22 protein-coding genes are annotated in these 21,489 nt (G+C 63.4%); 16 read left to right on the forward strand and 6 right to left on the reverse strand.

Annotated features, from left to right (window positions below; genetic code table 11):
- Together B4A72_RS10495 and B4A72_RS10500 are read left to right on the forward strand one after the other, a co-directional pair.
- On the forward strand, positions 1-849 hold an 849-nt coding region (locus B4A72_RS10495; protein WP_292978535.1), incomplete at its 5' end, for an amidohydrolase.
- Between the two features lie 11 nt (positions 850-860).
- A complete protein-coding gene (locus B4A72_RS10500; protein ID WP_292957239.1) occupies positions 861-2,000 on the forward strand; it encodes a M20/M25/M40 family metallo-hydrolase in 1,140 nt (379 codons plus the stop codon).
- Positions 2,001-2,190: 190 nt separating this feature from the next.
- Here the strand turns inward: B4A72_RS10500 and B4A72_RS10505 are convergent, their stop codons facing one another.
- Positions 2,191-3,162, reverse strand: coding sequence for a LysR family transcriptional regulator (locus B4A72_RS10505; RefSeq protein ID WP_292957242.1), 972 nt, complete (start codon positions 3,160-3,162; stop codon positions 2,191-2,193).
- A 354-nt stretch (positions 3,163-3,516) separates the two neighbouring features.
- On the opposite strand from B4A72_RS10505, the gene B4A72_RS10510 reads away from it, so the two are divergent.
- From B4A72_RS10510 to B4A72_RS10530, 5 genes are read left to right on the forward strand one after another with little or no spacing between them, the layout of a single operon-like run.
- Positions 3,517-4,404 (forward strand): NAD(P)-dependent oxidoreductase, encoded by an 888-nt coding sequence (locus tag B4A72_RS10510; protein ID WP_292957245.1) that lies wholly within the window; start codon positions 3,517-3,519, stop codon positions 4,402-4,404.
- A gap of 42 nt (positions 4,405-4,446) precedes the next feature.
- A complete protein-coding gene (locus B4A72_RS10515; protein ID WP_292957248.1) occupies positions 4,447-5,334 on the forward strand; it encodes an AEC family transporter in 888 nt (295 codons plus the stop codon).
- Positions 5,335-5,356: 22 nt separating this feature from the next.
- Complete coding sequence (locus B4A72_RS10520; protein ID WP_292957251.1) at positions 5,357-5,866, forward strand: tripartite tricarboxylate transporter TctB family protein; 510 nt, start codon at positions 5,357-5,359, stop codon at positions 5,864-5,866.
- Positions 5,863-7,365 carry a tripartite tricarboxylate transporter permease gene (locus B4A72_RS10525; protein ID WP_292957254.1) on the forward strand — a complete coding sequence of 501 codons (1,503 nt, stop codon included), beginning with the start codon at positions 5,863-5,865 and terminating at the stop codon, positions 7,363-7,365. The genes B4A72_RS10520 and B4A72_RS10525 overlap by 4 nt, the downstream gene beginning before the upstream one ends.
- Before the next feature lie 47 nt (positions 7,366-7,412).
- Complete coding sequence (locus B4A72_RS10530; protein ID WP_292957256.1) at positions 7,413-8,363, forward strand: Bug family tripartite tricarboxylate transporter substrate binding protein; 951 nt, start codon at positions 7,413-7,415, stop codon at positions 8,361-8,363.
- A 63-nt stretch (positions 8,364-8,426) separates the two neighbouring features.
- Here B4A72_RS10530 and B4A72_RS10535 read toward each other — a convergent pair whose 3' ends face one another.
- The 4 genes from B4A72_RS10535 to B4A72_RS10550 form a co-directional block, all read right to left on the reverse strand.
- On the reverse strand, positions 8,427-9,299 hold the full coding sequence (locus B4A72_RS10535; RefSeq protein WP_292957258.1) for an NAD(P)-dependent oxidoreductase: 873 nt from the start codon (positions 9,297-9,299) through the stop codon (positions 8,427-8,429).
- Positions 9,296-10,384 carry a Gfo/Idh/MocA family protein gene (locus B4A72_RS10540; RefSeq protein ID WP_292957261.1) on the reverse strand — a complete coding sequence of 363 codons (1,089 nt, stop codon included), beginning with the start codon at positions 10,382-10,384 and terminating at the stop codon, positions 9,296-9,298. Before B4A72_RS10540 ends, B4A72_RS10535 begins: the two co-directional genes overlap by 4 nt.
- Before the next feature lie 116 nt (positions 10,385-10,500).
- Positions 10,501-11,064, reverse strand: a complete 564-nt coding sequence (locus B4A72_RS10545; protein WP_292978537.1) for a carboxymuconolactone decarboxylase family protein — start codon at positions 11,062-11,064, stop codon at positions 10,501-10,503.
- Entirely contained in the window at positions 11,061-11,627 is a 567-nt protein-coding gene (locus B4A72_RS10550) for a flavin reductase family protein (RefSeq protein ID WP_292957267.1), read from the reverse strand. Before B4A72_RS10550 ends, B4A72_RS10545 begins: the two co-directional genes overlap by 4 nt.
- Before the next feature lie 225 nt (positions 11,628-11,852).
- On the opposite strand from B4A72_RS10550, the gene B4A72_RS10555 reads away from it, so the two are divergent.
- The 6 genes from B4A72_RS10555 to B4A72_RS10580 all read left to right on the forward strand — a co-directional run bounded on the left by B4A72_RS10555 (position 11,853) and on the right by B4A72_RS10580 (position 17,733).
- The gene (locus tag B4A72_RS10555) at positions 11,853-12,914 is read left to right on the forward strand and encodes an Ldh family oxidoreductase (RefSeq protein ID WP_292978539.1); all 1,062 of its coding nucleotides are present in this window, start codon (positions 11,853-11,855) and stop codon (positions 12,912-12,914) included.
- 14 nt (positions 12,915-12,928) lie between these two features.
- Positions 12,929-13,330: a cupin domain-containing protein gene (locus tag B4A72_RS10560; RefSeq protein WP_292978541.1), complete on the forward strand. Its 402-nt coding sequence runs from the start codon at positions 12,929-12,931 to the stop codon at positions 13,328-13,330.
- 273 nt (positions 13,331-13,603) lie between these two features.
- Positions 13,604-14,725, forward strand: coding sequence for a Gfo/Idh/MocA family protein (locus tag B4A72_RS10565; protein ID WP_292957275.1), 1,122 nt, complete (start codon positions 13,604-13,606; stop codon positions 14,723-14,725).
- A gap of 110 nt (positions 14,726-14,835) precedes the next feature.
- The gene (locus B4A72_RS10570) at positions 14,836-15,942 is read left to right on the forward strand and encodes an LLM class flavin-dependent oxidoreductase (RefSeq protein ID WP_292957278.1); all 1,107 of its coding nucleotides are present in this window, start codon (positions 14,836-14,838) and stop codon (positions 15,940-15,942) included.
- Positions 15,939-16,724 carry an alpha/beta fold hydrolase gene (locus B4A72_RS10575; RefSeq protein WP_292957281.1) on the forward strand — a complete coding sequence of 262 codons (786 nt, stop codon included), beginning with the start codon at positions 15,939-15,941 and terminating at the stop codon, positions 16,722-16,724. Before B4A72_RS10570 ends, B4A72_RS10575 begins: the two co-directional genes overlap by 4 nt.
- Before the next feature lie 13 nt (positions 16,725-16,737).
- The gene (locus tag B4A72_RS10580; RefSeq protein ID WP_292978543.1) at positions 16,738-17,733 is read left to right on the forward strand and encodes a Gfo/Idh/MocA family protein; all 996 of its coding nucleotides are present in this window, start codon (positions 16,738-16,740) and stop codon (positions 17,731-17,733) included.
- A 79-nt stretch (positions 17,734-17,812) separates the two neighbouring features.
- On the opposite strand, the gene B4A72_RS10585 is transcribed toward B4A72_RS10580, so the two are convergent.
- On the reverse strand, positions 17,813-18,724 hold the full coding sequence (locus tag B4A72_RS10585) for a dihydrodipicolinate synthase family protein (protein ID WP_292957348.1): 912 nt from the start codon (positions 18,722-18,724) through the stop codon (positions 17,813-17,815).
- Positions 18,725-18,956: 232 nt separating this feature from the next.
- Between B4A72_RS10585 and B4A72_RS10590 the strand changes: the two genes are divergently transcribed.
- From B4A72_RS10590 to B4A72_RS10600, 3 genes are read left to right on the forward strand one after another with little or no spacing between them, the layout of a single operon-like run.
- Positions 18,957-19,640 carry a GntR family transcriptional regulator gene (locus B4A72_RS10590; RefSeq protein ID WP_292957351.1) on the forward strand — a complete coding sequence of 228 codons (684 nt, stop codon included), beginning with the start codon at positions 18,957-18,959 and terminating at the stop codon, positions 19,638-19,640.
- A gap of 35 nt (positions 19,641-19,675) precedes the next feature.
- Positions 19,676-20,092 carry a cupin domain-containing protein gene (locus B4A72_RS10595; RefSeq protein WP_292957354.1) on the forward strand — a complete coding sequence of 139 codons (417 nt, stop codon included), beginning with the start codon at positions 19,676-19,678 and terminating at the stop codon, positions 20,090-20,092.
- A gap of 27 nt (positions 20,093-20,119) precedes the next feature.
- Positions 20,120-21,256: a zinc-dependent alcohol dehydrogenase gene (locus tag B4A72_RS10600; RefSeq protein WP_292957357.1), complete on the forward strand. Its 1,137-nt coding sequence runs from the start codon at positions 20,120-20,122 to the stop codon at positions 21,254-21,256.
- The last annotated feature ends 233 nt before the right edge of the window (positions 21,257-21,489 follow it).

The raw sequence follows: 21,489 nt of genomic DNA on the forward strand, positions 1-21,489 counted from the left end.
GACAGCCACACCACGATGCTGCTGGGCGCGGCCAAGCACCTTGCGGCCACGCGCGATTTCGCGGGCACCGCGGTGCTGATCTTCCAGCCCGCCGAAGAGGGTCTCGGCGGTGCGCGGGGGATGCTGGCGGATGGCCTTTTCGAGCGTTTTCCCTGCGACGAAATCTACGGAATGCACAACATGCCCAATGGCCAACCCGGCAAGGTCGGCATCTGCAAGGGCGCGGCGATGGCGGGGGCGTCCTTCTTCGACATCACCGTGCAGGGCCAGGGAAGCCATGCCGCCATGCCGCAGCAATCGCGCGACCCGCTGGTGATCGCAAGCGCGCTTGTGAACAGTCTGCAAACCATCGTCGCGCGAAACGTGGCCCCGCTGGATACCTGCGTGCTGTCGGTGACGCAGATGCATTCCGGATCGGCCTATAACATCGTGCCGGACACCGCCACGCTGGCGGGCACGATCCGCTATTTCAAGGATGAGGTCCGCGAATTGACCGAAACCCGGATGAAGGAGCTTTGCGCGGGCTTCGCGAGGGGCTACGGGGTCGAGATCGACATCGACCTGCGCAACATCTTCGACGTGCTGATGAACGACGGCGATCTGTCGGATGCCTATCTGGAAGCCGCCGCCGATATCGTCGGGGCTGAAAACATCTGTGGCGACGAAGAGCCCGCCACGGGATCCGAGGATTTCGCGGACATGCTGAAGGTGGTTCCCGGAGCCTATTGCCGGATCAGCCATTCCGGCACGGTCGGGTTGCACAATCCCGGCTTCTTCCTTGACCCGCAGGTGCTGCCTGTCGGCGCCTCGATCATGGCGCGCATCGTCGAACGCCGCCTTGCCGCCTGAAAGGACATCGCATGAACCCGCTGGAACTGCCCTTCGACACCGACGACATGCTGAAGGGCCTGGCCCCCTGGATCGAGTGTGAAAGCCCCACCTGGGACGCCGTCGCCGTCAACCGGATGATGGATCTTGCGGCCTATGACATGGCCACGATGGGCGCCGAGGTCGAGCGTATTCCCGGCCGCATGGGCTTTGGCGGATCGGTGCGCGCGCGTTTTCCGCATCCCGACAGGGGAAAGCCCGGGATCATGATTTCGGGGCATATGGACACCGTTCATCCGATCGGCACGCTGGATGTGCTGCCCTTCCGGCGCGAGGGCGATATTTGCTATGGGCCGGGGCTCATGGACATGAAGGGCGGCAACTACATCGCGCTGGAGGCGATCCGCCAGCTTGCCAGGGCGGGGATGCAGACGCCGCTGCCGGTGACGGTGCTGTTCACGCCCGACGAGGAGGTCGGCACACCCTCGACCCGCGATCTCATCGAGGCGGAGGCGGCGCGCAATGCCTATGTTCTGGTCCCCGAGCCGGGCCATGACGATGGCGGGGTGACGATCGGACGCTATGCCATCGCGCGGTTCAATCTGAAGACGAAGGGCCGGCCCAGCCATGCCGGTGCGCGGCTCTCGGACGGCAAATCCGCCATCGCCGCGATGGCGCGTCGCATCATCGAGATCGAGGACATGACCGGACCGGATTGCACGTTTTCCGTCGGGGTGATCCGAGCGGGGCAATGGGTCAATTGCGTGTCGTCAAGCTGCGAGGCCGAGGCGCTGAGCATGGCGAAGCGCCAGAATGATCTGGACAGCGGCGTCCAGCGGATGCTGGCCCTGCAAGGAAGCGAAAACGGCGTGGAGTTCATCGTCGAACGTGGCGTCACCCGGCCCGTCTGGGAACCCGACACGCCTGGAACGGCAAGGATCTTTGACATTGCCAGGGACATCGCGAAGGAACTTGGCTTCGAGATGAAGGGCCGCAGTCAGGGTGGCGGATCCGACGGCAATTTTACCGGCGCGATGGGGATCCCCACTCTGGATTCGCTTGGCGTGCTGGGCGACGGGCTGCATACGCTCGGTGAACACATTCGCGTGGACAGCCTGACCACGCGGGCGAAACTGATGGCGGCCTTGCTGATGCGGCTGGAACGAGCCTGACATTCCGTTGCGCCCAGTGGCGTGACCCCATGCGACAGGTCCCGTGGATGGTCCTGTCCCGCCGGTGCGGATCGCCCGTGGGGTTGGCGATGGCGCCGTGGCAACGACCTTGCCCGCGGTCATTTTCCCCCGGGCCTTTGCCCTCTGGCGCAGTTTCTCCGATCCATCGCTGTCGCCGCCGCAACCCGGATCAGCGCGGGGCCACCGCGGCCGGACGCGCAGGCTGGACAAGGCGCAGCCCCTCGCTGCTCCAGGCCGCGCTGACATGTTGCGCCTCTGTTCGCAGGAGGTCAGCGAAACGGGCGGCAAGGTTGCTCATCGGGCGACGGATGGGTTCGATCAGCATCAGGTCGATATGCATCTCTGGCCCGATGATCGGGTTCACGCTCAGGGCGCGATGCCCGCCGTCTTCTGCCATCATGACGGCGGGCAGGATGGTCACCCAATCGCTGTTGGCCACGAAATCCAGCGTGCCGAGCATCGTGTCCAGCTCAAGCAACTGGCCGATCCGGATGGCATTGGTCGTGCAATAGCTTTCTATCGTGTGCCGGCGGATGTTGTTGCCCCCCGGAACGACCAGCTTGAGCGGAGCCAGATCGCGCAGGCAGACGGGTGTCAGCGGCCCGACATCGCCGCCTGCGCGCGACACCAGAACCTCGGGCGTGCGCACGAAGAAGCTGCCGCGCAATCCGGTGGCGGAACTGTCCGAGGGCACGATGGCGAAATCCAGTTCGCCGGCCTGCACCGTTTGCGTCAGGCTGGCGCTGTAGCTTTCGGTGATGCGGACGTTCACGTTCGGTGATTCCCTCAGGAACCTGTCGAGAACGGGCGAGAGAACGCGGCTGGTGATGGTCGGCATCAGGCCGACATGGATCTCGCCCGTCTCGCTCTTGGCGAAACGCGTCACATCGCGGCGCGCCGAGGCATGAACACGCAGCACCTCGAGGCAGTTGCGGTAGAAACTGTCGGCTGCCGGAGTGGGCGTCACACCGCCGCGTTCGCGCAGGAAAAGTTGCACGCCAAGCATGTATTCCAGATTCCGCATATGCTGCGACACGCCCGATTGCGTGGCGTTCTCGCGCTCGGCCGCGGCGGTGAAGGATCGTTCCTCATAGGCCGCGACGAAGATCGATATGTCCCTCAGGCTGCATCGCGTATCCATTCTTCATCTCCTCCTCTTGTGGTGCTTGCGGACCGGAACGGCCCCCTCTCACTTGCCATCAGGTTTTCAGATTGTCTCCAGTGAGCATTGTGATGTCTCACGCAAGTGAAGCACGTTAGAAATATCTAAAGGTCCGGGATTCGTTCGGCAAGTCTGATGGTGTTTCATGCTGCTCCACTTGATGAAATCAGAGGTGAAAGCCCGTTCTAGCCGCCAGCTTGACAGGATGAGGACGCCATTTGATATTTCAGGTGCGCGACGAAAATGCGTTTCCGCGCAAGATCGGGCCCCGCGGAATGTCGGAATGCGGGCGATCCAGGGCCGCAGGGAACCGAAGGGTGAGGGGAGGCAACCGTGCCGCACAGGATCGGTTTCATAGGGCTTGGCGTGCTGGGCAACGCCATCGCACGCAACATCGTCGCGAGCGGATCAGATGTGCTGGCTCATGACATGTCGATGGCGGCCCGGAAAACGGCGCTGGCCGACGGCCTGGCGCTGGCCACGGATCTCGCCGAGGTCGGCGGGCGGTGCGATCTCGTCTTCACCTGTCTGCCGAATGGCGCCGCGATGCATGCGGTTTGCACCGAACTTGCCGAAACCGGCGGGGTCGGCGGCCAACTGGTTGTCGATCTGAGCACGCTTTCCATCGCCGACAAGGAGACGGCGCGCGACATTCTGATGCGCGCGGGACGGCGCCTTCTGGATTGTCCGATCAGCGGCAACCGGATCATGGCGCTGGACAGGAAGCTGACGGCATTTTGCAGTGGTGAGCGCGACGATTATGACACGGTGCGCGGGACGCTGCTGACCTTCTGCCGAAAAGAACATTATGTCGGCGCCTTCGGCAACGGCTCGAAGATGAAGTTCTGCGGCAATATCCTCAACCTGGTTCACAATACCGTCGCAGCCGAGGCGATGGTGCTGGCGATCAAGTCCGGCCTGGACCCGCAATTGTTCCACGAGGTCATCAGCGGCAGCGGATCCAGCTCGGCCATGTTCGAGGTGCGTGGCAAGCTGATGGCCGAGAACGACTATGCCCGGGAAGGCATGAATTTCTCGGTGCCGCTGAAGGATTCGCGCATCATTTCCGATCACGCGGTCAGCGTCGGAATGCCGATTCCGCTGTATCAGGCCGCCTTGCAGTTCTACCACGCCGCCGCCGCGCAGGGATTGGCGCATCTGGACGCCGCGGCGGTCTGCCGCGTGATGGAACGCAACGCCAATTGCGAGCGCCCGGCATGAATGCGGCGCAACCTGCCTATCGAGTGATGGAGATGCCACGCCTTGCTTCCTGCGATCCTGGCGGTCACCGCGCCGCTCTTCGTCATCATCGGCCTTGGCTATCTCTGGGCGCGCTTCAAGATGCCCTTCGACGCGCGGACGATCGGCGCACTGGTGCTGCAGGTCGGCACGCCCTGCCTGATCTTCTCTACCCTGACCGGGACCGGGGCGGCCTTGTCGGAGATGGGCAAGATGGTGCTGGCGGCGATTCTGGTCATCGCGGCATCGAGTGCGTTGGGGGCCCTGGCGCTTCGCATCGCTGGGCAACCGCTCAACACCTATCTGCTGGTGGCGATGCATGGCAATTCGGGCAACATGGGCCTGCCGCTTGCTTCCATGGCCTTCGGCGCCGAAGGGCTGACGCTGGGCATCGTGTATTTCACCGTCGTGGCAATCTCTCAGAACACGCTTGGACATGTCGTCAGCGCCGGCCGCTTCGACCCGAGGGCGTTTCTGCGCCAGCCGGTGGTCCATGCCAGCGCGATCACCGTCTTCGTTCTGCTCAGCGGTGTCACGGTGCCGGGCTGGATTGCCAGGACCACGGAACTGCTGGCCGGAATCGTCATTCCGACCATGCTGATCCTGCTCGGTGTCTCGCTGTCGCGGCTGACGGTCGCGGATCTGAAGCTGGCCGCGGCAATGGCAGTGATGCGTTTCGGCGTGGGGGCGGTTGCCGGCGTCGGGCTGATCCTTGCGCTGGATCTCGGCGGAGCCGAGGCCGGGGTGGTCTGGATCATGGCCACCATGCCGGCGGCGGTGGTCAGCGTGATCTTTGCCGAACGCTACGGCCATTCCCCCGAAAAGGTGGCCGGCACGATCGTCGTCTCGACGGTGGGAACGCTGGCGGGCCTGCCGCTGATCGTCTGGATCGCGATGGTGCTGGCAGCATGACGCAAGGAGGAAGGACAACCGGATGGAACGCGAACTAGCGCGGACGGGCGGCGTTATGGCGCGGCTCAATTTCAACTCCGCGGTGGCGCTTGCGGTCGTGGCGCTTGGAATCCTGATATGGGTTCTGGTGCCGTATCAGGTCGCCGAACCGCCAAGCTTCTTCGGACGCAGCAGCGTCGGGATCAGTCCCAAGCTGTTTCCGCAACTGATCGCCATCGGCATGATCTTCATCGGCGCATGCTATTTCTATGCCAGCCTGTCGATGCAGCAGATCAACGGGTTCAGCGGCCTTCCCGTCTCGGCCTATGTCAACCTCGCGGTGGTGCTGGCGGCTATGCTGGCCTATGTCGCGCTTCTGCGTCCGCTGGGCTACGTCGCCACCAGCATGGGCGTGGCAACGGCCATCTCGTTCTATTACGGCTCGCGCAATCTGGTCGGCATCGGATTGACCGGGATCGCCGCACCTCTGGCCATCTATTATCTCTTTACCCGGTTTCTCAGCGTCTCGCTGCCACCATTTCCCTGGGGATGACGATGTTCGACATGCTGACCGAAGCGACGCTGATGCTGATGCGTCTCGATGTGCTTTTCATGATCTCCGGCGGCCTCGTCCTGGGAATGCTGGTCGGCGCGCTGCCCGGGTTCACCACGGTCATGGCGATGGCGATCGTTCTGCCGATCTCGTTCTTTCTGGAGCCGATCCTGGGCATTCCGTTTCTCATCGGCGTCTACAAGGGCGGCATCTTCGGCGGCAGCATTCCTGCGATCCTGGTGAACATTCCGGGCACCGGTGCCTCGATGGCGACCACGCTGGACGGGCCGGCCATGACCCGCAAGGGACAGTCCCGCAAGGCGCTGGAAATCGCGCTGGTCGCCTCTGCCGTGGGTGATTTCCTGTCGTCTTTCGGCACCATCCTGGTGATCGGCCTGATCGCGATGATCGCCCTGATGATCGGCCCGCCCGAAATCTCGGCGATTCTTCTGCTGAGTCTGCTGATCATCGTGGTTTCCAGCACGGGCAGTTTTCTCAAGGGCATGGTCATGCTGCTGATCGGCATGTTCCTGGCCACGATCGGCCAGGACCCGGTGGGCGCGATGGCGCGCTTCGATTTCGGCTTCTATCCGCTGCAGGCCGGCATCGACCTGTTACCCCTGATCATCGGCCTGTTCGCCATCCCCGAGATCCTTTTCGCCATCGAACATCGCCGCGCCAGCGTCGTCGATCCAAGCCATACCAAGGCCCAGGGAGAGCCTTTGCGCTGGCACGAACTGATGACATGCCGACGCACGATCCTGCGCTCTACCGCGATTGGCGGTTTCATCGGCATGGTTCCGGGCGTCGGCCAGGTGGTGGCGGCCTTCATGGGCTATTCGGCCGCCCAGAGCGCGTCGTCGCATCCCGAAACCTTCGGCAAGGGCGATATCGAGGGTGTGGCCGCCCCGGAAGCCGCGAACAACGCGGTGAACGGCCCGACCATGGTGCCGCTGCTGACGCTGGGCATCCCGGGCGACAACATTACCGCCATCCTGCTGGGTGCCTTCGTGGCACAGGGGCTGCGGCCCGGTCCGCAATTGTTTCAGGAACAGGGCGTGCTGGTCTATGCGATCCTGTTCTCGATGCTGCTGGCCTGCGTGCTGCTGCTTGTCATCGGCTATCTGCTGACGCCGATCTTTGCCCGCGTGGTCAGTATCAACAAGGCCTATCTGGTGCCGCTGATGCTGATCTTCGCGGTGGGCGGAACCTATGTCTATCGGTCGAATCCGATGGACCTTTATTTCATGATCGGCTTTGGCCTGTTCGGATATGTGGCGCGCAAACTGCGTTTCGACGTCACGCCCCTGGTCATGGGCTTCATCCTGACGCCGCCGCTGGAATACGCGTTGGCACAATCCATGATGCTGTCTCGGGGCGATCTGCCGGGCTACCTGATCGGCACGCGACCGATCGCGCTTGCGATCCTGTTGCTGACCCCCGTGCTGATCATCTGGCTTGGCTACCGGCAGAGCAAGCAGAGGCGCGCGCTTCGATAGGGTCGCGCGATGCAAGTGACGAACCATTCACAGGAGGAGGACCCACGATGGGAATGATAAGAAATGCGATCCTTGCGATCGCCGTGACAATGGGACTGGCAGGAACGGCGGCAACCGCCCAGACCTATCCCGACCGACCGATCACCATGATCATCCCGCTTGGTGCGGGCGGTTCGCATGATCTGAACGCGCGGGTAATCACCTCGGTACTGCCGCAGATCCTGGGCCAGCCGGTGGTGGTGCAACTCATGCCGGGGGCGGGCGGACAGACCGGCACCGCCGCGGCGGCTTCGGCGCCCGCCGATGGCTATACGTTGCTGTTCACACATAACTTCATCGACGAATTGCAGCAATTCGTCACCAAGCTGCCCTATACCCCGAACGAGGATTTCGTGGCGGTTTCCCGCACCAACACCGCACAGCCCGTGCTGGTGGTGCGCAACGACAGCCCCTTCCAGACATTCGAGGAGTTGATCGAATATGCCCGGGCCAATCCCGGCGAATTGCGGTTCGGTCACAGCGGGAACTGGGGGGCCTTCATGGTGCCGGGGCTTGCGCTCATGCAAGAGGCGGGCGCCGATGTCACGCTGATCCCGTATCAGGGCGGCGGCCCGGTGATCCAGGCGCTGCTGGCGGGCGACATCGACTTCACCTTTGCATTCTCCTCGGTTCTGGCGGGGCAGGACCTGCGCCCGCTGCTGGTCGTCGGCGAAGAGCCACTTCTCGACGGCGTGCCGACAACTTCCGATCTGGGCTACGACATGGTGTCGGACATCGGCGTCATGCAGCGCGTCGTTCTGGCACCGGCGGGCGTTCCCGAAGACCGTCTCAAGATCCTGCGTGACGCTTTTGCCAAGTTGAACGAGGATCCGACCTATCGGCAGCTTCTTGGCCGGCTGGGCGAGAACGCCTCGATGATGGACGGGGCCGAGTACGACCAGGTTCGTCAGCAGCAGGCCGAACGCTACAAGGCGCTGGTGGATTCGTTCGGCGGATAGTAGCAGGACGCCTTTTGACGCATGACCGGCGGTCCTGGCGGGGCCGCCGGTCTTCCCTTGCGATCAGCCGTTTCTCCAGCATTGGACCAGCGCGTCATAGGCTGGATAAAGCCGGGTGAAATCCTGACCGAGCAGACCTTCCTGCCCGGCTTGTGCCAGCAGGTCCGCGGTCAGGCCGACATAGGCCGACGGTTGTTCCAGATCGTCGAAAAGCGTCCTGGCCATGGCAAGATCCTTGGCCAGGTTGCCCGCCTCCGAGCGTCCGTCGAAGCCGCCGCTGACGATATGGTCGGGAAAGCGCCGTTCGCTGACGAAGCTGCGGGCATTGCCGGCATTCAGCACCTCGACCGCGCGATTCAGCGGAATGCCCGCACGTTCGGCGGCGCGGCAGCCCTCGGACGTGGCCAGAAAGATGGTGTGGCAGATCATGTTGTGGATGAGCTTCATCGTATGCCCGGCGCCCGAGGGGCCGAGGTGAAAGATCTGCGTGGCGATCAGGTCGAGGACCGGGCGGACGCGCGCCAGTGCCGTGGGCGCGCCGCCGATCATCAGCGTCAGTCGCCCCGTCGCGGCACCAGCGGCGCCGCCGCTCATGCCCGCGTCCAGATACTCGACCCCGGCGACCGCGGCACGGTCCGCCAGAAGCTTCGTGGCCCCGGGATCCGAGGTGGTCAGGTCGATCATCACGCGCCCGTCCGGACCGTCCAGCAGACCCGCCTCGAACAAGGCCGCGATCTGGGCGCTGCCGGGCACTGCCAGCAGAACGATTTCGCAGCCGGCCGCCGCCGCGATTCCGGATTGCGCACCGGGAAAGCGCGCATGGGCAGAGGCGTTCGTATCCCAGACGGCGTGCAACAGCCTTGCCGCGTCGAGATTGGCTGCGATCCCGCAGCCCATGTTGCCCAGACCGATGACGCCGCATCGCGGCGGGGTCATTCCGCCGCCCGTTTGTCGGCTTCGGCCATGTCGGCAAGTTGCGCGATCGAGCTGTTCGACAGCGGCAGATCGACGGGCGCGCCAATCTCGGCCGACAGGTCTGCCGCGCGATAGGTCTCCATGACCATGCGGGCATGGTCCGGCTGAACCATCACCGGGCGGTCCAGCAGCACGCTTTCCAGGAAATGCAGCGTCTCGGGACCCATCTGGCCGGCAAAGACATGGTCCACCTGTTCGCCCGGCATCGTCGACATGGGATAGCGGGTGCCGTCGGACACGGTGTTCAGCCATTTGTCGCGGTGGGTATCGTCAAGGAACAACGCGCCTTCGGTTCCCGTGATCTCGATCCAGGTCGCGCAGAAATTGGGATAGCTGGGTGGCAGGTTCCAGCCGCCGCCGATCACGACCAGCATCCCGTTATCCATGGTGACGGTCGTCCACATCGTGTCGTAGGAACCGTTGAGTTCCTTCATGTAGCCGTAAGCCCCCTGCGAATAGACCCGCACGGGTTTCGCCGGTTCCAGCATCCAGAACACGAAATCCAGATCATGCGTGGATTCCATGGCTGCGGGCGACAACCGCACGCGCGAAGCGATCTTCTTGCCCAGCGACCGCGAAAGGTGTCGGCTGACCATCACGTTGACCACCTTGCCAAGCGTGCCATCGGCGATCTTCTTCTTCGCGTAGGCAACCTTGGTGTTGAATCGCTGCGAATAGCCGATCGTGAATTTCAGATTGTTGTCCCGCGACAGCTGGATCAGTTCGTCCGCCTCCCAGAATTCCATCGAAATGGGCTTTTCCAGCAGCACATGCTTGCCGGCCTTCAGGCAGTCGCGCGCGATGGGATAATGGGTCTGCTCGGGGGTGGTCGAGATATAGACCACCGAGATGTCCGGATTGGCGATGATTGCCTTGTAGTCCGTGGTTGCCGTGGCCGGATGGGTCAGGGTGCGCACTTCTTCCAGGCGATCGGGGCGGATCTCGCAGATATGCAGCTTGTCCACCAGGGCCGAGTTGGCAAGCGTTTCCGCGCGAATGCCGCCGCACCAACCGGCGCCGATGACGGCGACCTCAACCTGTTTCATGTCGTTCCTCCCGTTTGCGCTTTTCCGGTGCAAGCCCGGCTGTGTGGTTCTAGCAATCGCTGACAGCGAAGGTCATGATTTGTCTGGAGAGCGATGATCAGCTTTTCTGATGCGGCTTAGACCAGCGGGGGCGCGGTCGTGTCGGGCGCCGCGGTCTGCGCGCCGTTCATGACCACCGATAGCAGCGTGTAATAGCCGATGACCCCGAACAGATCGATCACGCCCTGCTCGCCGAACAGCCGCAGGGCCTGTGCATGACTTGCGTCCGACAGCCGTCTGGTGCGCAGAAGTTCATCGACCGTTGCGTGGACGACGCGCTCGTCCTCGCGCCGGAAATCGGGCGTCCGGGCCGCCGCCAGCGCCGCGATGATTGCCGGGTCTATGCCCTCTTGCCGGGCGATGGGCGCGTGGATCGCCCATTCGACCGGCTGATCCCAGAAACGCGCCGTGCACAGGATCGCCAATTCCGTCAATCGACGCCCGATCACGCTGTCATAGCGCAGATATTCGCCCACGCGCTGCACGCGGTCCATCAGTTGGGGGCTACGCATGAGCGGCACGAAGGGGCTGACGATGGCCTTGCGCGGCCCCTCCAGCATGGGCTCTACATGGCTGCGCTGCGCGTCGGTCCAGTCGACTTCGGGGATCGGGGGGTAGCGGTCGGGGCCAGGCGGTTTCAACCAAGACCCTCCCACATGGCGGCAAGGTCGCTGCTGGCGTCGATATTGGGCAGGCGTGCCGCCACCGCATAACGCCCGCTGCTGAACAGTAGCGGGCTGGCGGCATCGTCGAAAGAGGCGCGCACCACGCGGCCCAGCAGGATCACGTGATCGCCGGCCGGGATGCTGCGATCGAGATCGCATTCGAACAAGGCCAGCGCGCCCTTCAGCACAGGGCACCCGCCATGCCCGTCGGCACAGGCGATGCCGGCGAACTTGTCTGCCCGGGGGGTGGCGAAATGGTGCGACAGATCCGCCTGCTCCTGGGTCAGGATGTTCACGGCGAACACCCCGGCGTCAAGGAATGCGCGCAGGGACGGCGCCTCGTTGCGCACGCTCCACAGGATCAGCGGCGGATCCAGCGACACGGCCGAGAAGGAATTGGCCGTCACCCCGATGCGGCTACCGCCTGGCGCGCGGGTGGTGATGACGGTGACGCCGGTCGAGAACCGGCCCAGAGCCTGCCGGAACAGGCGGGAATCCGGCGGCGCCGCTTTGTCGAAAGACAGGACGTGTCGGGTCATGATGTCCTCGCAGACAGGAAGTCGCCGCCATCCTTTCAGGTTCGGCTTCGGGGGGGAAACAAGAAAATCTGCTGGCCCGCATCAACCGTGCTTCAACCTGATGAGAGCCAGAAGAAAACATGATTTCAACTGCGTCGGCATTCTTCATAATCTTTCCCGAACGGAGGTCGTGATGCAGGCAGCACAGGCAGCGGGCCGCGCAAGGTCAGCACCGGGGGATCCGGCGTGACGCGGCATGTTACGGCGGAACGATTGCAGACCCTTGCCGCCGGGGTGCTTGGGGCCGAGGGCTTGCCGCCTCAGGAGGCGGCGATCGTTGCCGAGATGATGATCGAGGCCGATCTTCTGGGGGCCGATGGTCACGGCATCTTTCGCCTGCCGCGTTATCTGGAGCGCCTGCGCGCCGGCGGCTTCAACGCCCGGCCCAATATCCGGATCGCGCGCGAGCGGGGCGCGATGGCGCTGGTGGATGGCGACAACGGGTTCGGTCATCTGGTGATGAAGTTTTGCGCCGATGAAGCCGTCAGGCGCGCGCGCAGCCACGGCATCGGCTGGGTCGGGGCGCATCACTCGAATCACGCGGGCGCGGCGGGTGTCTATGCCCTGATCCCGCTGGCCCACGACATGATCGGATTCTATGTCGCCGTGGGCAGCGCCAATCACATGGCGCCCTGGGGCGGTCTGGAAATGCTGCTCAGTACGAATCCGATCGCGGTGGCCATCCCTGCGGCGGGGCGCAGGCCGGTGTTGCTGGACATGGCGACGACGGTTGCGGCCTATGGCAAGGTCAAGCTTGCCGCGCAGCGAGGCGAGACCATGCCGCCCGACTGGATGATCGATGCCCAGGGCAACCCGCTGACGGATCCCGCGCGTGCGGGCGAGGGAACGCTCATGCCCATCGGCGGGCCCAAGGGATACGGCCTGGCGCTGATCTTCGGGCTGCTGGCCGGCACGTTGAACGGGGCCGCCTTCGGGCGCGATGTGATCGACTACAACCACGACGATTCGAGCGTCGCCAATACCGGGCATTTCGTCGTGGCCATCGATATCGCCAGCTTTGGCGATCTTGAACATTTCAAGGCCGAGGTGGCGCGCATCGGCGACGAAATTGCGGGCTCGGTGCGCCGGCCCGGTTTTGATGCGATCCGCCTGCCGGGCGAACGCGCCCTGTCCGTGCGCGAGAAACGCCTGGCCCATGGGATCCCGGTTCCTCCGGCCCTGCTGGAGAAGCTTGGCGCTATCGCCGCGGCTTGCGGCCTGCCAAGCTTGCAGGATCAGCCGGAATGACGCGCCGGACCGCCATGATCCGGCACCTTGAGGCGATCGACGAATTTGACCGGGGCAACGGTGTCGTCACGCGCCTGTTTTGCAACGCGGACATTTGCGGTGCTCAGGTGACGACCGGGACCACGGTGCTGCCCGTCGGCAAGAGCGTGGCCATGCATTATCACAACTGCGATGAACAGATCGTCATTCTCGCGGGCCGCGCCGAAGCCGAGTTCCAGGGGCATCGGCGTCCCATCGGCCCGATGGAAGTCGCCTATATTCCCAGGGGCGAGGTGCATTGCTTTCACAATGTCGGCGACCAGCCGGTGCTGATGCTGTTCATCTATGACGCCGGCGAGGTGACGCGGACCTTCGAGACCACCGGAGAAACGGTCGTTCATCTGGGTGCGGGCGATCGCGCGCAGCCGAAGGGATAAGGCGACGGACCCGACCGCTGCAAGCCGCGCAGGCCGGCGCGACTGGTCATGTCCATCTGTTCCGGCGCGGCTTGAAGGCGCGCTTGTCCTGCCCGGATCGCGCTTTTTGCAATTCGGGCGGCCGGGCGGGGCCGGTGTGACCATCGCGGCGGTGTTTCTCTTCGGTGATAGGTCCGGCCATACCCTGCGCTGATAGACATCAGCGATTCTTTTAATTTCTGCAGGTTCATACGCCTCCTTATCCTTTCGCCAAATGCGAGGGGAGGAAACCGCATGGCGGTAAGGAATGAAGTCGGTCTCGCCATCATAGGCTGTGGCACCATCGGGCGGATCCGCGCGATCATCGCGCGGGATTATCCGGGTATCGGCTGGCTGGGCCTTTGCGACACCAACCGCGGGCTTGGTAAAAAGCTTTCGGCCGACAGCGAGGCGGATTTCTTCACGACAGATTTCCACGAATTGCTTGACCGCCCCGAGGTCTCGGCAGTCATCATCGCCACTGACGAGAACAACCACGCAGCGCCGACGCTGGCTGCGGCCGAACGCAAGCAATCGCTGTTCATCGAAAAGCCGATCGCCACCGACGCGCGAGAATCGCTGGCCATCCTGCGCGCGATCGAAGAGGCCGGGGTGGATGCGGTCATGGGCTATACACAGCGTTTCCGCCGCCGGTTCCTGACCGTCAAGGAACGTCTGGTCACCGGTCAGATCGGTGAGGTGCATTCCGTGGTGACGCGCGCGTTCATGAACAGGATGGTCCCCATCGCCACCGTCTCGCGCACGCAGAACCGGCGGCACCTGACGCCGATGGTGGTTTCGGGCACGCATTCGCTGGACATGTCGATGTGGCTGATGGAGGCCAAGACGCCGGTGTCGGTCTATGCGAAATCGACCGACAAGGTCATGTCGCGGTGGGGAACAAAGGATTCCACCTTCGGCATCTTCGAGATGGACGATGGTGCGATCTTTTCCATGAACATCTGCTGGGGCCTGCCCGAGGTCTGGCCGGGATCCGTCTACGGGCTGGAGATCGGCATCGTCGGGGCCGAGGGCGTGATCGATATCGAGGATACGCATCGCGACCTGGTTCTGGCGACGAATGTCGCGCAAGGCGGCGGCTATGTTCCCGACGGCTACGAACCGCCCGCAAGGCATGTCGATTTCCTGACCAGCTATCCGCCGGGCGACCTGCACATGAACCAGCTTTGGGGCCCCATGCGGGAAGAAACGGTCAATTGGTATCAGCGTCTGTGCATGGGCGTGCCCACGCCCCATGCCACCGCGCAGGACGGCCACCGCAACCTGATTTTGACCATGGCGATGGATCTCTCGGCGCGGCGTGGTCGTGAGGTGCGCCTGCCGGTCGATCCGGACGAGTTGATGGCCGAGGACTGACCCCAGCACGCACCCCGCCATGCCGAAACCGGATGGCGTTCATCAAACCTTCTCGTTTCTCTTGCTGCGCGGCGCGTCGGTAAGATCGGGCAAACACAGTGGAGACAATCATGCAGCTTGGGTTTTTCACCATGCCTATCCACCCCCTCGAAAAGGATTGGCGCCAGAGCCTGCGCGAGGATCAGGAGGCATTCGTCCTGGCCGACGAACTGGGCTTTGCAGAGGGATATGTCGGCGAGCATGTCACCGACGTGGCAGAAAACATCACTTCGTGCATGGTTTTCATTGCCTCGCTGGCCGGCCGCGTGCGGCAGATGCGGCTCGGGACCGGCACGGTCAACCTGCCCAACAACCACCCGGCACAGGTCGCCGCGCAGATCGCCATGCTGGATCATCTGCTCGATGGCCGTCTGAACTTCGGCATCAGTCCGGGCGGATTGCTGTCGGATTCCGAGATCTTCGGCAACCTCGACCACGACCGCAATGCGATGTTTCTCGAAGCGATCGACATGATCCTGGCACTTTGGTCCAAGGACGCGCCCTATGATCTGCGCGGCAATTTCTGGAACATCTCGACCGAACGCACGCTGATGGCCGAGATCGGCCAGGGAATCGTCGGCAAGCCTTTGCAACGCCCGCATCCGCCCATCATCGTGACGGCCGTCGCGCCTTTTTCCAAGGGCGTCACCGCCGCCGCTGCACGTGGCTGGGATCCGATCTCGGCGAATTTCCTGATGCCGAAATGGGTCGCTTCGCACCGCGGCTGCTATCTGGACGGATGCAAGCAGGGCGGAAGGCCGGGCGATCTGGCCAACTGGCGGGTCGCCAAAAGCATCTTCGTGGCCGACGACATGGCCACCGCGCGCGATTATGTCACGCGACCGGACAGCCCCTATCAGTATTACTACCGGTCGCTTCTGACCAAGCTCAAGAAGAATGGCCGGGCGAACCTGTTCAAGGAAGACCAGAGCATGTCAGACGACGAAGTGACGCTGGATTACGTCATGGAACGCCTGGTGACCTACGGCACCCCCGACAAGGTCGCCGAAGAATTGCTGGCGTTCCGCGAACTGACCGGGCAATTCGGCACCCTTCTTTATGCGGGCCATGACTGGGCCGACCCGGAACTGGCGCGACGTTCGAAGATCCTGATGGCGGAGAAGGTCCTTCCGCTCGTCAACAAGGCCGAGAAAGATCAGCTGAAGGCCGCGATATGACCCGTGCCATCGTGAAATCGGGTGAGGCGAGGCTTTCGGTCAAGGTCGAGGGCCCGGTCGGCAAGCCCTGGATCCTGCTGTCGAATTCTCTGGCGACCGACCTGCACATGTGGGACGGCCAGATCGGCTTTCTGGCCGAAACGCATCGCGTGGTTCGCTATGACACGCGCGGACATGGGCAAAGCACGGCGCCGCAGGGGCCCTATGATCTCGACATGCTGGTGGAAGACATGCTGGCGGTTCTTGACCATGTCGGCGCCGACCGCGCCGACGTGATGGGATTGTCGCTGGGCGGGATGACGGCCCTGGGACTGGGCCTGGCGCATCCGGATCGGGTGCGGCGCATGGTGGTTTGCGACGCACGCGCCGACAATCCGCCGCCTTTCGTGGCCAGTTGGGACGATCGGATCGCCGCAATCGAAAGGGGCGGCATGGCTGCCATCGTGTCGGGCACGCTGGAACGCTGGTTCACCGGCAGGGCCTCTGCCGATCTGCGGGTGCGGGCCGAGGCCATGATCCTCGCCACCGCGGTGCCGGGTTTTGCCGGTTGCGCCCGCGCATTGCAGGGGCTGAACTATCTGCATCGGCTTGGTGAGCTGACCGTGCCGGTGCGATATGTGGTTGGCAGCGAGGACATGGCCGCGCCGGTGGCCGCGATGCAGGCCATGGCGGATGCCACCCCGGGCGCGCGCCTGACGGTTCTGCCCGGCCTGGCCCATATCCCCGCCATGGAGGATCCGGCTGCCTTTCAGGATGCCGTGATGAACTGGCTTCGCGCATGAGGAGAAGAAGGGGATGCTGAACATCGCGATTGCGGGCTTTGGCTGGTGGGGACGTCACATCCTGACCCGCCTGCAAGGCCATGACAGACTGAGCGTCCTGGCCGTCGCCGAGCCCGATCAGTCGCTTCATGCCGATATCCGCGCCATGGGGGCCGAGGCCGTGAGCGGCTTTGACGGAGTGCTGTCCGATCCGCGCGTGCAGGCCGTGGTGCTGACCACGCCACACATGATGCACGAGGAACAGGTCGTCGCGGCGGCGCGGGCAGGCAAACATGTGTTTTGTGAAAAACCGCTGGCCATGACGGCCGCCAGCGCCCGCTGCGCCGTCCTGGCCTGCCGGGAAGCCGGCGTGGTGTTGGGGATCGGGCACGAGCTGCGTTTCGATCCGGCGATGCGGCGGCTCAAGGCGCTGGTATCGGCTGGCGATCTGGGCACGATCATGCACGCCGAGGCCGCCTTCAGCCACAACAAGCTTGCCGGACTGCCGGGGGACGGGTGGCGCACGTCGAAAACGATGTCTCCCGGCGCCGGCATGACCGGCATGGGCATCCACCTGACCGATCTGATGATCTGGCTGTTCGGCCCGGTCGAGACGGTTCAGGCGCAGGTCCGCGACCGCACGCTGGGATGGCCGACCGGAGACATGGTCGTTGCCCAACTGGGCTTCGCGGCGGGTAACACCGCCCATTTCCAGGCCATCCTCAACACGCCGCACTACATGCGTTTTGCGGTATTCGGCGCGGATGGCTGGGCCGAGGCACGCTATTCCAGCCATCCCGACACGCCGGGCGGTCAGATCGAATGGTCGCTTTGCCGAAAGGGCGGCGCGCCGGAACGCGAGGTTCTGGACTGGAGCGATGCGGTCGTGTCCAATCTGACGGCCTTCGCGCAGGCGGTGACAGGGCGGCACGACTATCCCTGGAGCGATGCGGAACTGATCGGCAACATCGCCGTCTACGAGGCAATCGTGCAGTCATCCGACAGCGGCGAGACCGTGCGGCTGGGGTGAGCTTTCGGTCCGGCCAATGCCGATAACAGCCTGCCTGGCCCGGCCGGGTGGATCGTTCCCCCGCCTTCCTTCATGATTCTCAGGCGTCCGGCAGGGACCAGCCCGCATCCGCCATCCGCTTGCGCAGCGTAGCGAGATCGGCCTGTGGCAGGGCGTCCAGCGGTGGGCGCAGCACGGCAAGCCTCGGGTCGTTCATCTGGGCCGCCAGCAGCGCCTTGACTGCCGGGATCAACGGAAAGCCCGTCACGATCGTGCGCAGCCGGGCAACCTTGTCCTGCAATGCGTCAGCCTCGGGCGTGCCAAGGGCATCGATTAATGCGCCGATCCCGCCGGGATTGAGGTTGCCGGATGCGGTGATGCATCCCGCACCGCCGAGGGCGTGAGATTTCACAAGCATCGCTTCCGAAGACGGGAAGATGCTGAACCCGGGAAAGCGGCGAAGCATCGCCTCGGTATTCGGCCAGTCGCCGGAACTGTCCTTGATGCCAAGGACCGTGTTCGGGAAATCGCGGATCAGCCGCTCGATCAGATCGTGCGGAATGCCGACGCCGGTATTCTGGGGGATATGGTACAGCCACAGCCCCAGTTCGGAAGAACCGACGCCATCGATGACCGCGGCATACCAGGCGTAAAGCCCTTCGACCGAAACGGGCTTGTAATAGAAGGGCGGCAACGCCAGAACCCCGCCGCACCCAAGCGACAGCGCGTGTCTGGTCAGCGTGATCGTATCCATCAGTGATGGCAGGCCAACCCCGGGCATCAGAACGTCGGCCGGAACACCTGCGGCCACCAGTTTTTCCAGCAGCGCCATGCGTTCGGCGAGACTCAGCGAATTCGCTTCGCTGGTGGTGCCGAACACCGCCAGTCCATTCGCGCCATTGGCCAGCAGCCATTTGCAGAACTCGACGAATGCGTCGCCATCCGGAGAAAGGTCGGCCCGGAAGGGCGTGATCGCAGGAACGAGAAGCCCGGTGAAACGTTTGGGTTCCATGGTCTGGTCCTTTCGGAATTGCGCTGATTGTCCAGGGCGACAAGCGGATCGATCAGGTCGGGCGTGCAGCCTGTCAGGTCTTGTCCTGCGGATATGCGAGACGCCTCGAGGCTGTCAACTGAAATATCAGTGTTGACACTCGGCCGTCCCTGATGCCATTTTCTGCAAAAGCCGCGACGCGGTTTGTTCCCGCGAATCCGGGTTCTCTGGCAGAAGGGACCATGATCAGAACATGCAGAGCGCCGAGAAACCCCGCGATCTGGCGAGGGACAGCGTCTATCAAGAGCTTCGGTCCGAGATTTTGATGTGTCGGCTGCGGCCGGGCCAGATGCTGCAGGAACGCGACCTTGTGGCGCGACTGGGGATCAGCAAATCGCCCATCCGCGACGCATTGCTGAAGCTGGAGCAGCGGGGCCTGATCGAGGTTCTGCCGCGCAAGGGCTATCGTGTACGCCAGATCGATATCAGCGACGTCCGCGACATGTATGGTCTTCGGCTGATCCTCGAACGCGAGTGCATTTCGCTGATGATGGACACGGCCAGCAAGGATGTTCTTGAACGTCTCGATGATTTCGCCGAGGCGCCGTCCAGCCCCGATCTGCCGACCTGGATCGATTACAACCGCGCCTTTCACACCTATATCGCGGCGCATTGCGGCAACGCCCGGCTTGCCATGATCGCGCAGGAAATCATCGAGCAGTTCGACCGGCTGACCTATGTCAGCGTGACAAGCTCTGACGATCTGTCGCTGGACAAGTTCGAGCGCGAGCATCGCGAGATCATCGGCGCCATCCGCGCGGGTGACAAGCGGCAGGCCATCGCGCTGGCGGGACGCCATGTTCAGAGCTCGCGCAAGAGGGTTCTCGATAGTCTCGGAAGTGCCTCGATCGTCGATACCTCGCCCGTGCCAGGCTGACGCCTGCGCACCATCAACAGCAAGGAGACGGGACCATGTCGAAGAACCTCCTGCCGGATTGGCCGGCCGAACTTGTCGAAGACATGAAGGTCAACGAATATAGCGGCGTCGTTGGCAGCGTCCTGGTATCGGAAACCGACGACCTTCGCGTCTGGCACCTGCATCTGCCCGCCGGCAAGCGTTGCAACTTTCACCGGCACGTCCTCAATTATTTCTGGACCTGCCACGCGCATGGCAAGGCGCGCGGCTATTTCGAGGACGGCACGATCAGGGATGTCGTCCATTTCCCCGGCGACACCAGGCATTTCGAGTTCCCCGAGGGAACCCACATGCTGCACAGCGTCGAGAACGTCGGTGATACCGACCTGCTTTTCACAACCGTCGAATTCAAGAAAAGCGCCAATCCGCCCTTGCCGGTGCCCGACAGCGTGCGGCTGACGGAAGCCGTCTGACAGACGAAATCGAGAGATAGCCGCCCCATGTATGCCCCCCCCGGAGTCAAGACCAGCCCGGCCGTGAACGTGTCCGAAACCATGAAGGCATGGGTTCTGGGCGAGCCTGGCGAACTCAGACGAATCGAAAAGCCGACGCCCGTGCCTGGGCGGGCCGAGGTCCTGGTCCGCATCGATGCCGTGGCGATCTGCGCCACCGATCTTGACGTCATCTCGTCCGGCCCGCCCGCGATGATCCAGGGCGGATTGCCCTTCAACAAGAACTTCACGCCCGGCCATGAATACATGGGCACCGTCGCCGCGCAGGGACCGGGCGTCGACGAATTCGCCGTCGGCGACCGCGTGACTGTGGAAATCCACGCCGGGTGCGGGCAATGCAAGCGTTGCCGGATGGGCATGTACACGTCATGCCTGAATTACGGCCTGAATTACGGAGATGTGGACAAGGGCCATCGCGCGAATGGCTTCACGACGGATGGCGGTTTTGCCTCCTACGCGGTCAACAACATCAACACGCTGATCAAGATCGGCGATACGATGTCCGACGAGGAAGCGACGCTGGTCGTCACCGCGGGCACGTCGATGTACGGTCTGACCGAACTGGGCGGCCTGGTCGCCGGTGAAAGCGTCGTGGTCTGTGGACCCGGTCCGATCGGCCTGCTGGGCGTCGCGGTGGCCAAGTCGCTGGGGGCGCACCCGGTGATCCTGACCGGCACGCGCGACAATCGGCTTGAGGTGGGGCGCGAACTGGGCGCCGATCATGTGGTCAATGTTCGCCAGGAAGATGCTGTCGAGGCGGTCAGGAAGATCACCGGAGGCAAGGGGGTCGATTATGTGCTGGAATGCTCGGGTGCACCGGGGGCGATCGACACGGTCGGCAGGATGCTCAACCGCGGCGGCAAGATCTGCCTCGCAGCCTTTCCCCACGAAGCCGACAAGGTCGATGTGGCGCATCTGGTGCGCAACAACATCTACATCTACGGCATCCGTGGCGAAGGTAAATCCGCCACCCACCGTGCCCATGCTTTCATGGCCGACAAGCGATTTGACGCCACCAGGATCCATACCCACACCTTCGACATGGAGGATCTGCCCGAGGCCTTGCGCTATGCACGCGAACGTGTCGAGGACGCCATCAAGGTCGTCGTCAAGAACCGCCACTGACCGACCGGCCGTCGTCGTCGCGAATGGATCAAGGGAAATCAATTCCTGAGGAATGGGTTTCCGCATTTATGGCCAATATGCGCATTTCATGCGTCTCATTTTCCATGACTGAATATTTATATTTGAGTTGGATGATTTTGCGAGGGTCGACGCGTCTTCGTGGATACCAGGGGTCGCCGCCTCCGATTGCGGGATAAGCCGGCGGAACGCTGGCCTAAAATCATGTTTTAAAG

The organism is Paracoccus sp. UBA5162 (genome assembly GCF_002413585.1).
Taxonomy (GTDB): Bacteria; Pseudomonadota; Alphaproteobacteria; order Rhodobacterales; family Rhodobacteraceae; genus Paracoccus.

Coding starts and splice junctions, on each gene's coding strand:
- B4A72_RS10535 (WP_292957258.1), bottom strand. CDS start 9,299: ATGACCCCGCCGCGATGCGGCGTCATCGGTCTGGGCAACATGGGCTGC.
- B4A72_RS10570 (WP_292957278.1), top strand. CDS start 14,836: ATGCAGCTTGGGTTTTTCACCATGCCTATCCACCCCCTCGAAAAGGAT.
- B4A72_RS10550 (WP_292957267.1), bottom strand. CDS start 11,627: ATGACCCGACACGTCCTGTCTTTCGACAAAGCGGCGCCGCCGGATTCC.
- B4A72_RS10505 (WP_292957242.1), bottom strand. CDS start 3,162: ATGGATACGCGATGCAGCCTGAGGGACATATCGATCTTCGTCGCGGCC.
- B4A72_RS10595 (WP_292957354.1), top strand. CDS start 19,676: ATGTCGAAGAACCTCCTGCCGGATTGGCCGGCCGAACTTGTCGAAGAC.
- B4A72_RS10530 (WP_292957256.1), top strand. CDS start 7,413: ATGGGAATGATAAGAAATGCGATCCTTGCGATCGCCGTGACAATGGGA.
- B4A72_RS10525 (WP_292957254.1), top strand. CDS start 5,863: ATGACGATGTTCGACATGCTGACCGAAGCGACGCTGATGCTGATGCGT.
- B4A72_RS10520 (WP_292957251.1), top strand. CDS start 5,357: ATGGAACGCGAACTAGCGCGGACGGGCGGCGTTATGGCGCGGCTCAAT.
- B4A72_RS10580 (WP_292978543.1), top strand. CDS start 16,738: ATGCTGAACATCGCGATTGCGGGCTTTGGCTGGTGGGGACGTCACATC.
- B4A72_RS10585 (WP_292957348.1), bottom strand. CDS start 18,724: ATGGAACCCAAACGTTTCACCGGGCTTCTCGTTCCTGCGATCACGCCC.
- B4A72_RS10560 (WP_292978541.1), top strand. CDS start 12,929: ATGATCCGGCACCTTGAGGCGATCGACGAATTTGACCGGGGCAACGGT.
- B4A72_RS10600 (WP_292957357.1), top strand. CDS start 20,120: ATGTATGCCCCCCCCGGAGTCAAGACCAGCCCGGCCGTGAACGTGTCC.
- B4A72_RS10590 (WP_292957351.1), top strand. CDS start 18,957: ATGCAGAGCGCCGAGAAACCCCGCGATCTGGCGAGGGACAGCGTCTAT.
- B4A72_RS10540 (WP_292957261.1), bottom strand. CDS start 10,384: ATGAAACAGGTTGAGGTCGCCGTCATCGGCGCCGGTTGGTGCGGCGGC.
- B4A72_RS10500 (WP_292957239.1), top strand. CDS start 861: ATGAACCCGCTGGAACTGCCCTTCGACACCGACGACATGCTGAAGGGC.
- B4A72_RS10575 (WP_292957281.1), top strand. CDS start 15,939: ATGACCCGTGCCATCGTGAAATCGGGTGAGGCGAGGCTTTCGGTCAAG.
- B4A72_RS10565 (WP_292957275.1), top strand. CDS start 13,604: ATGGCGGTAAGGAATGAAGTCGGTCTCGCCATCATAGGCTGTGGCACC.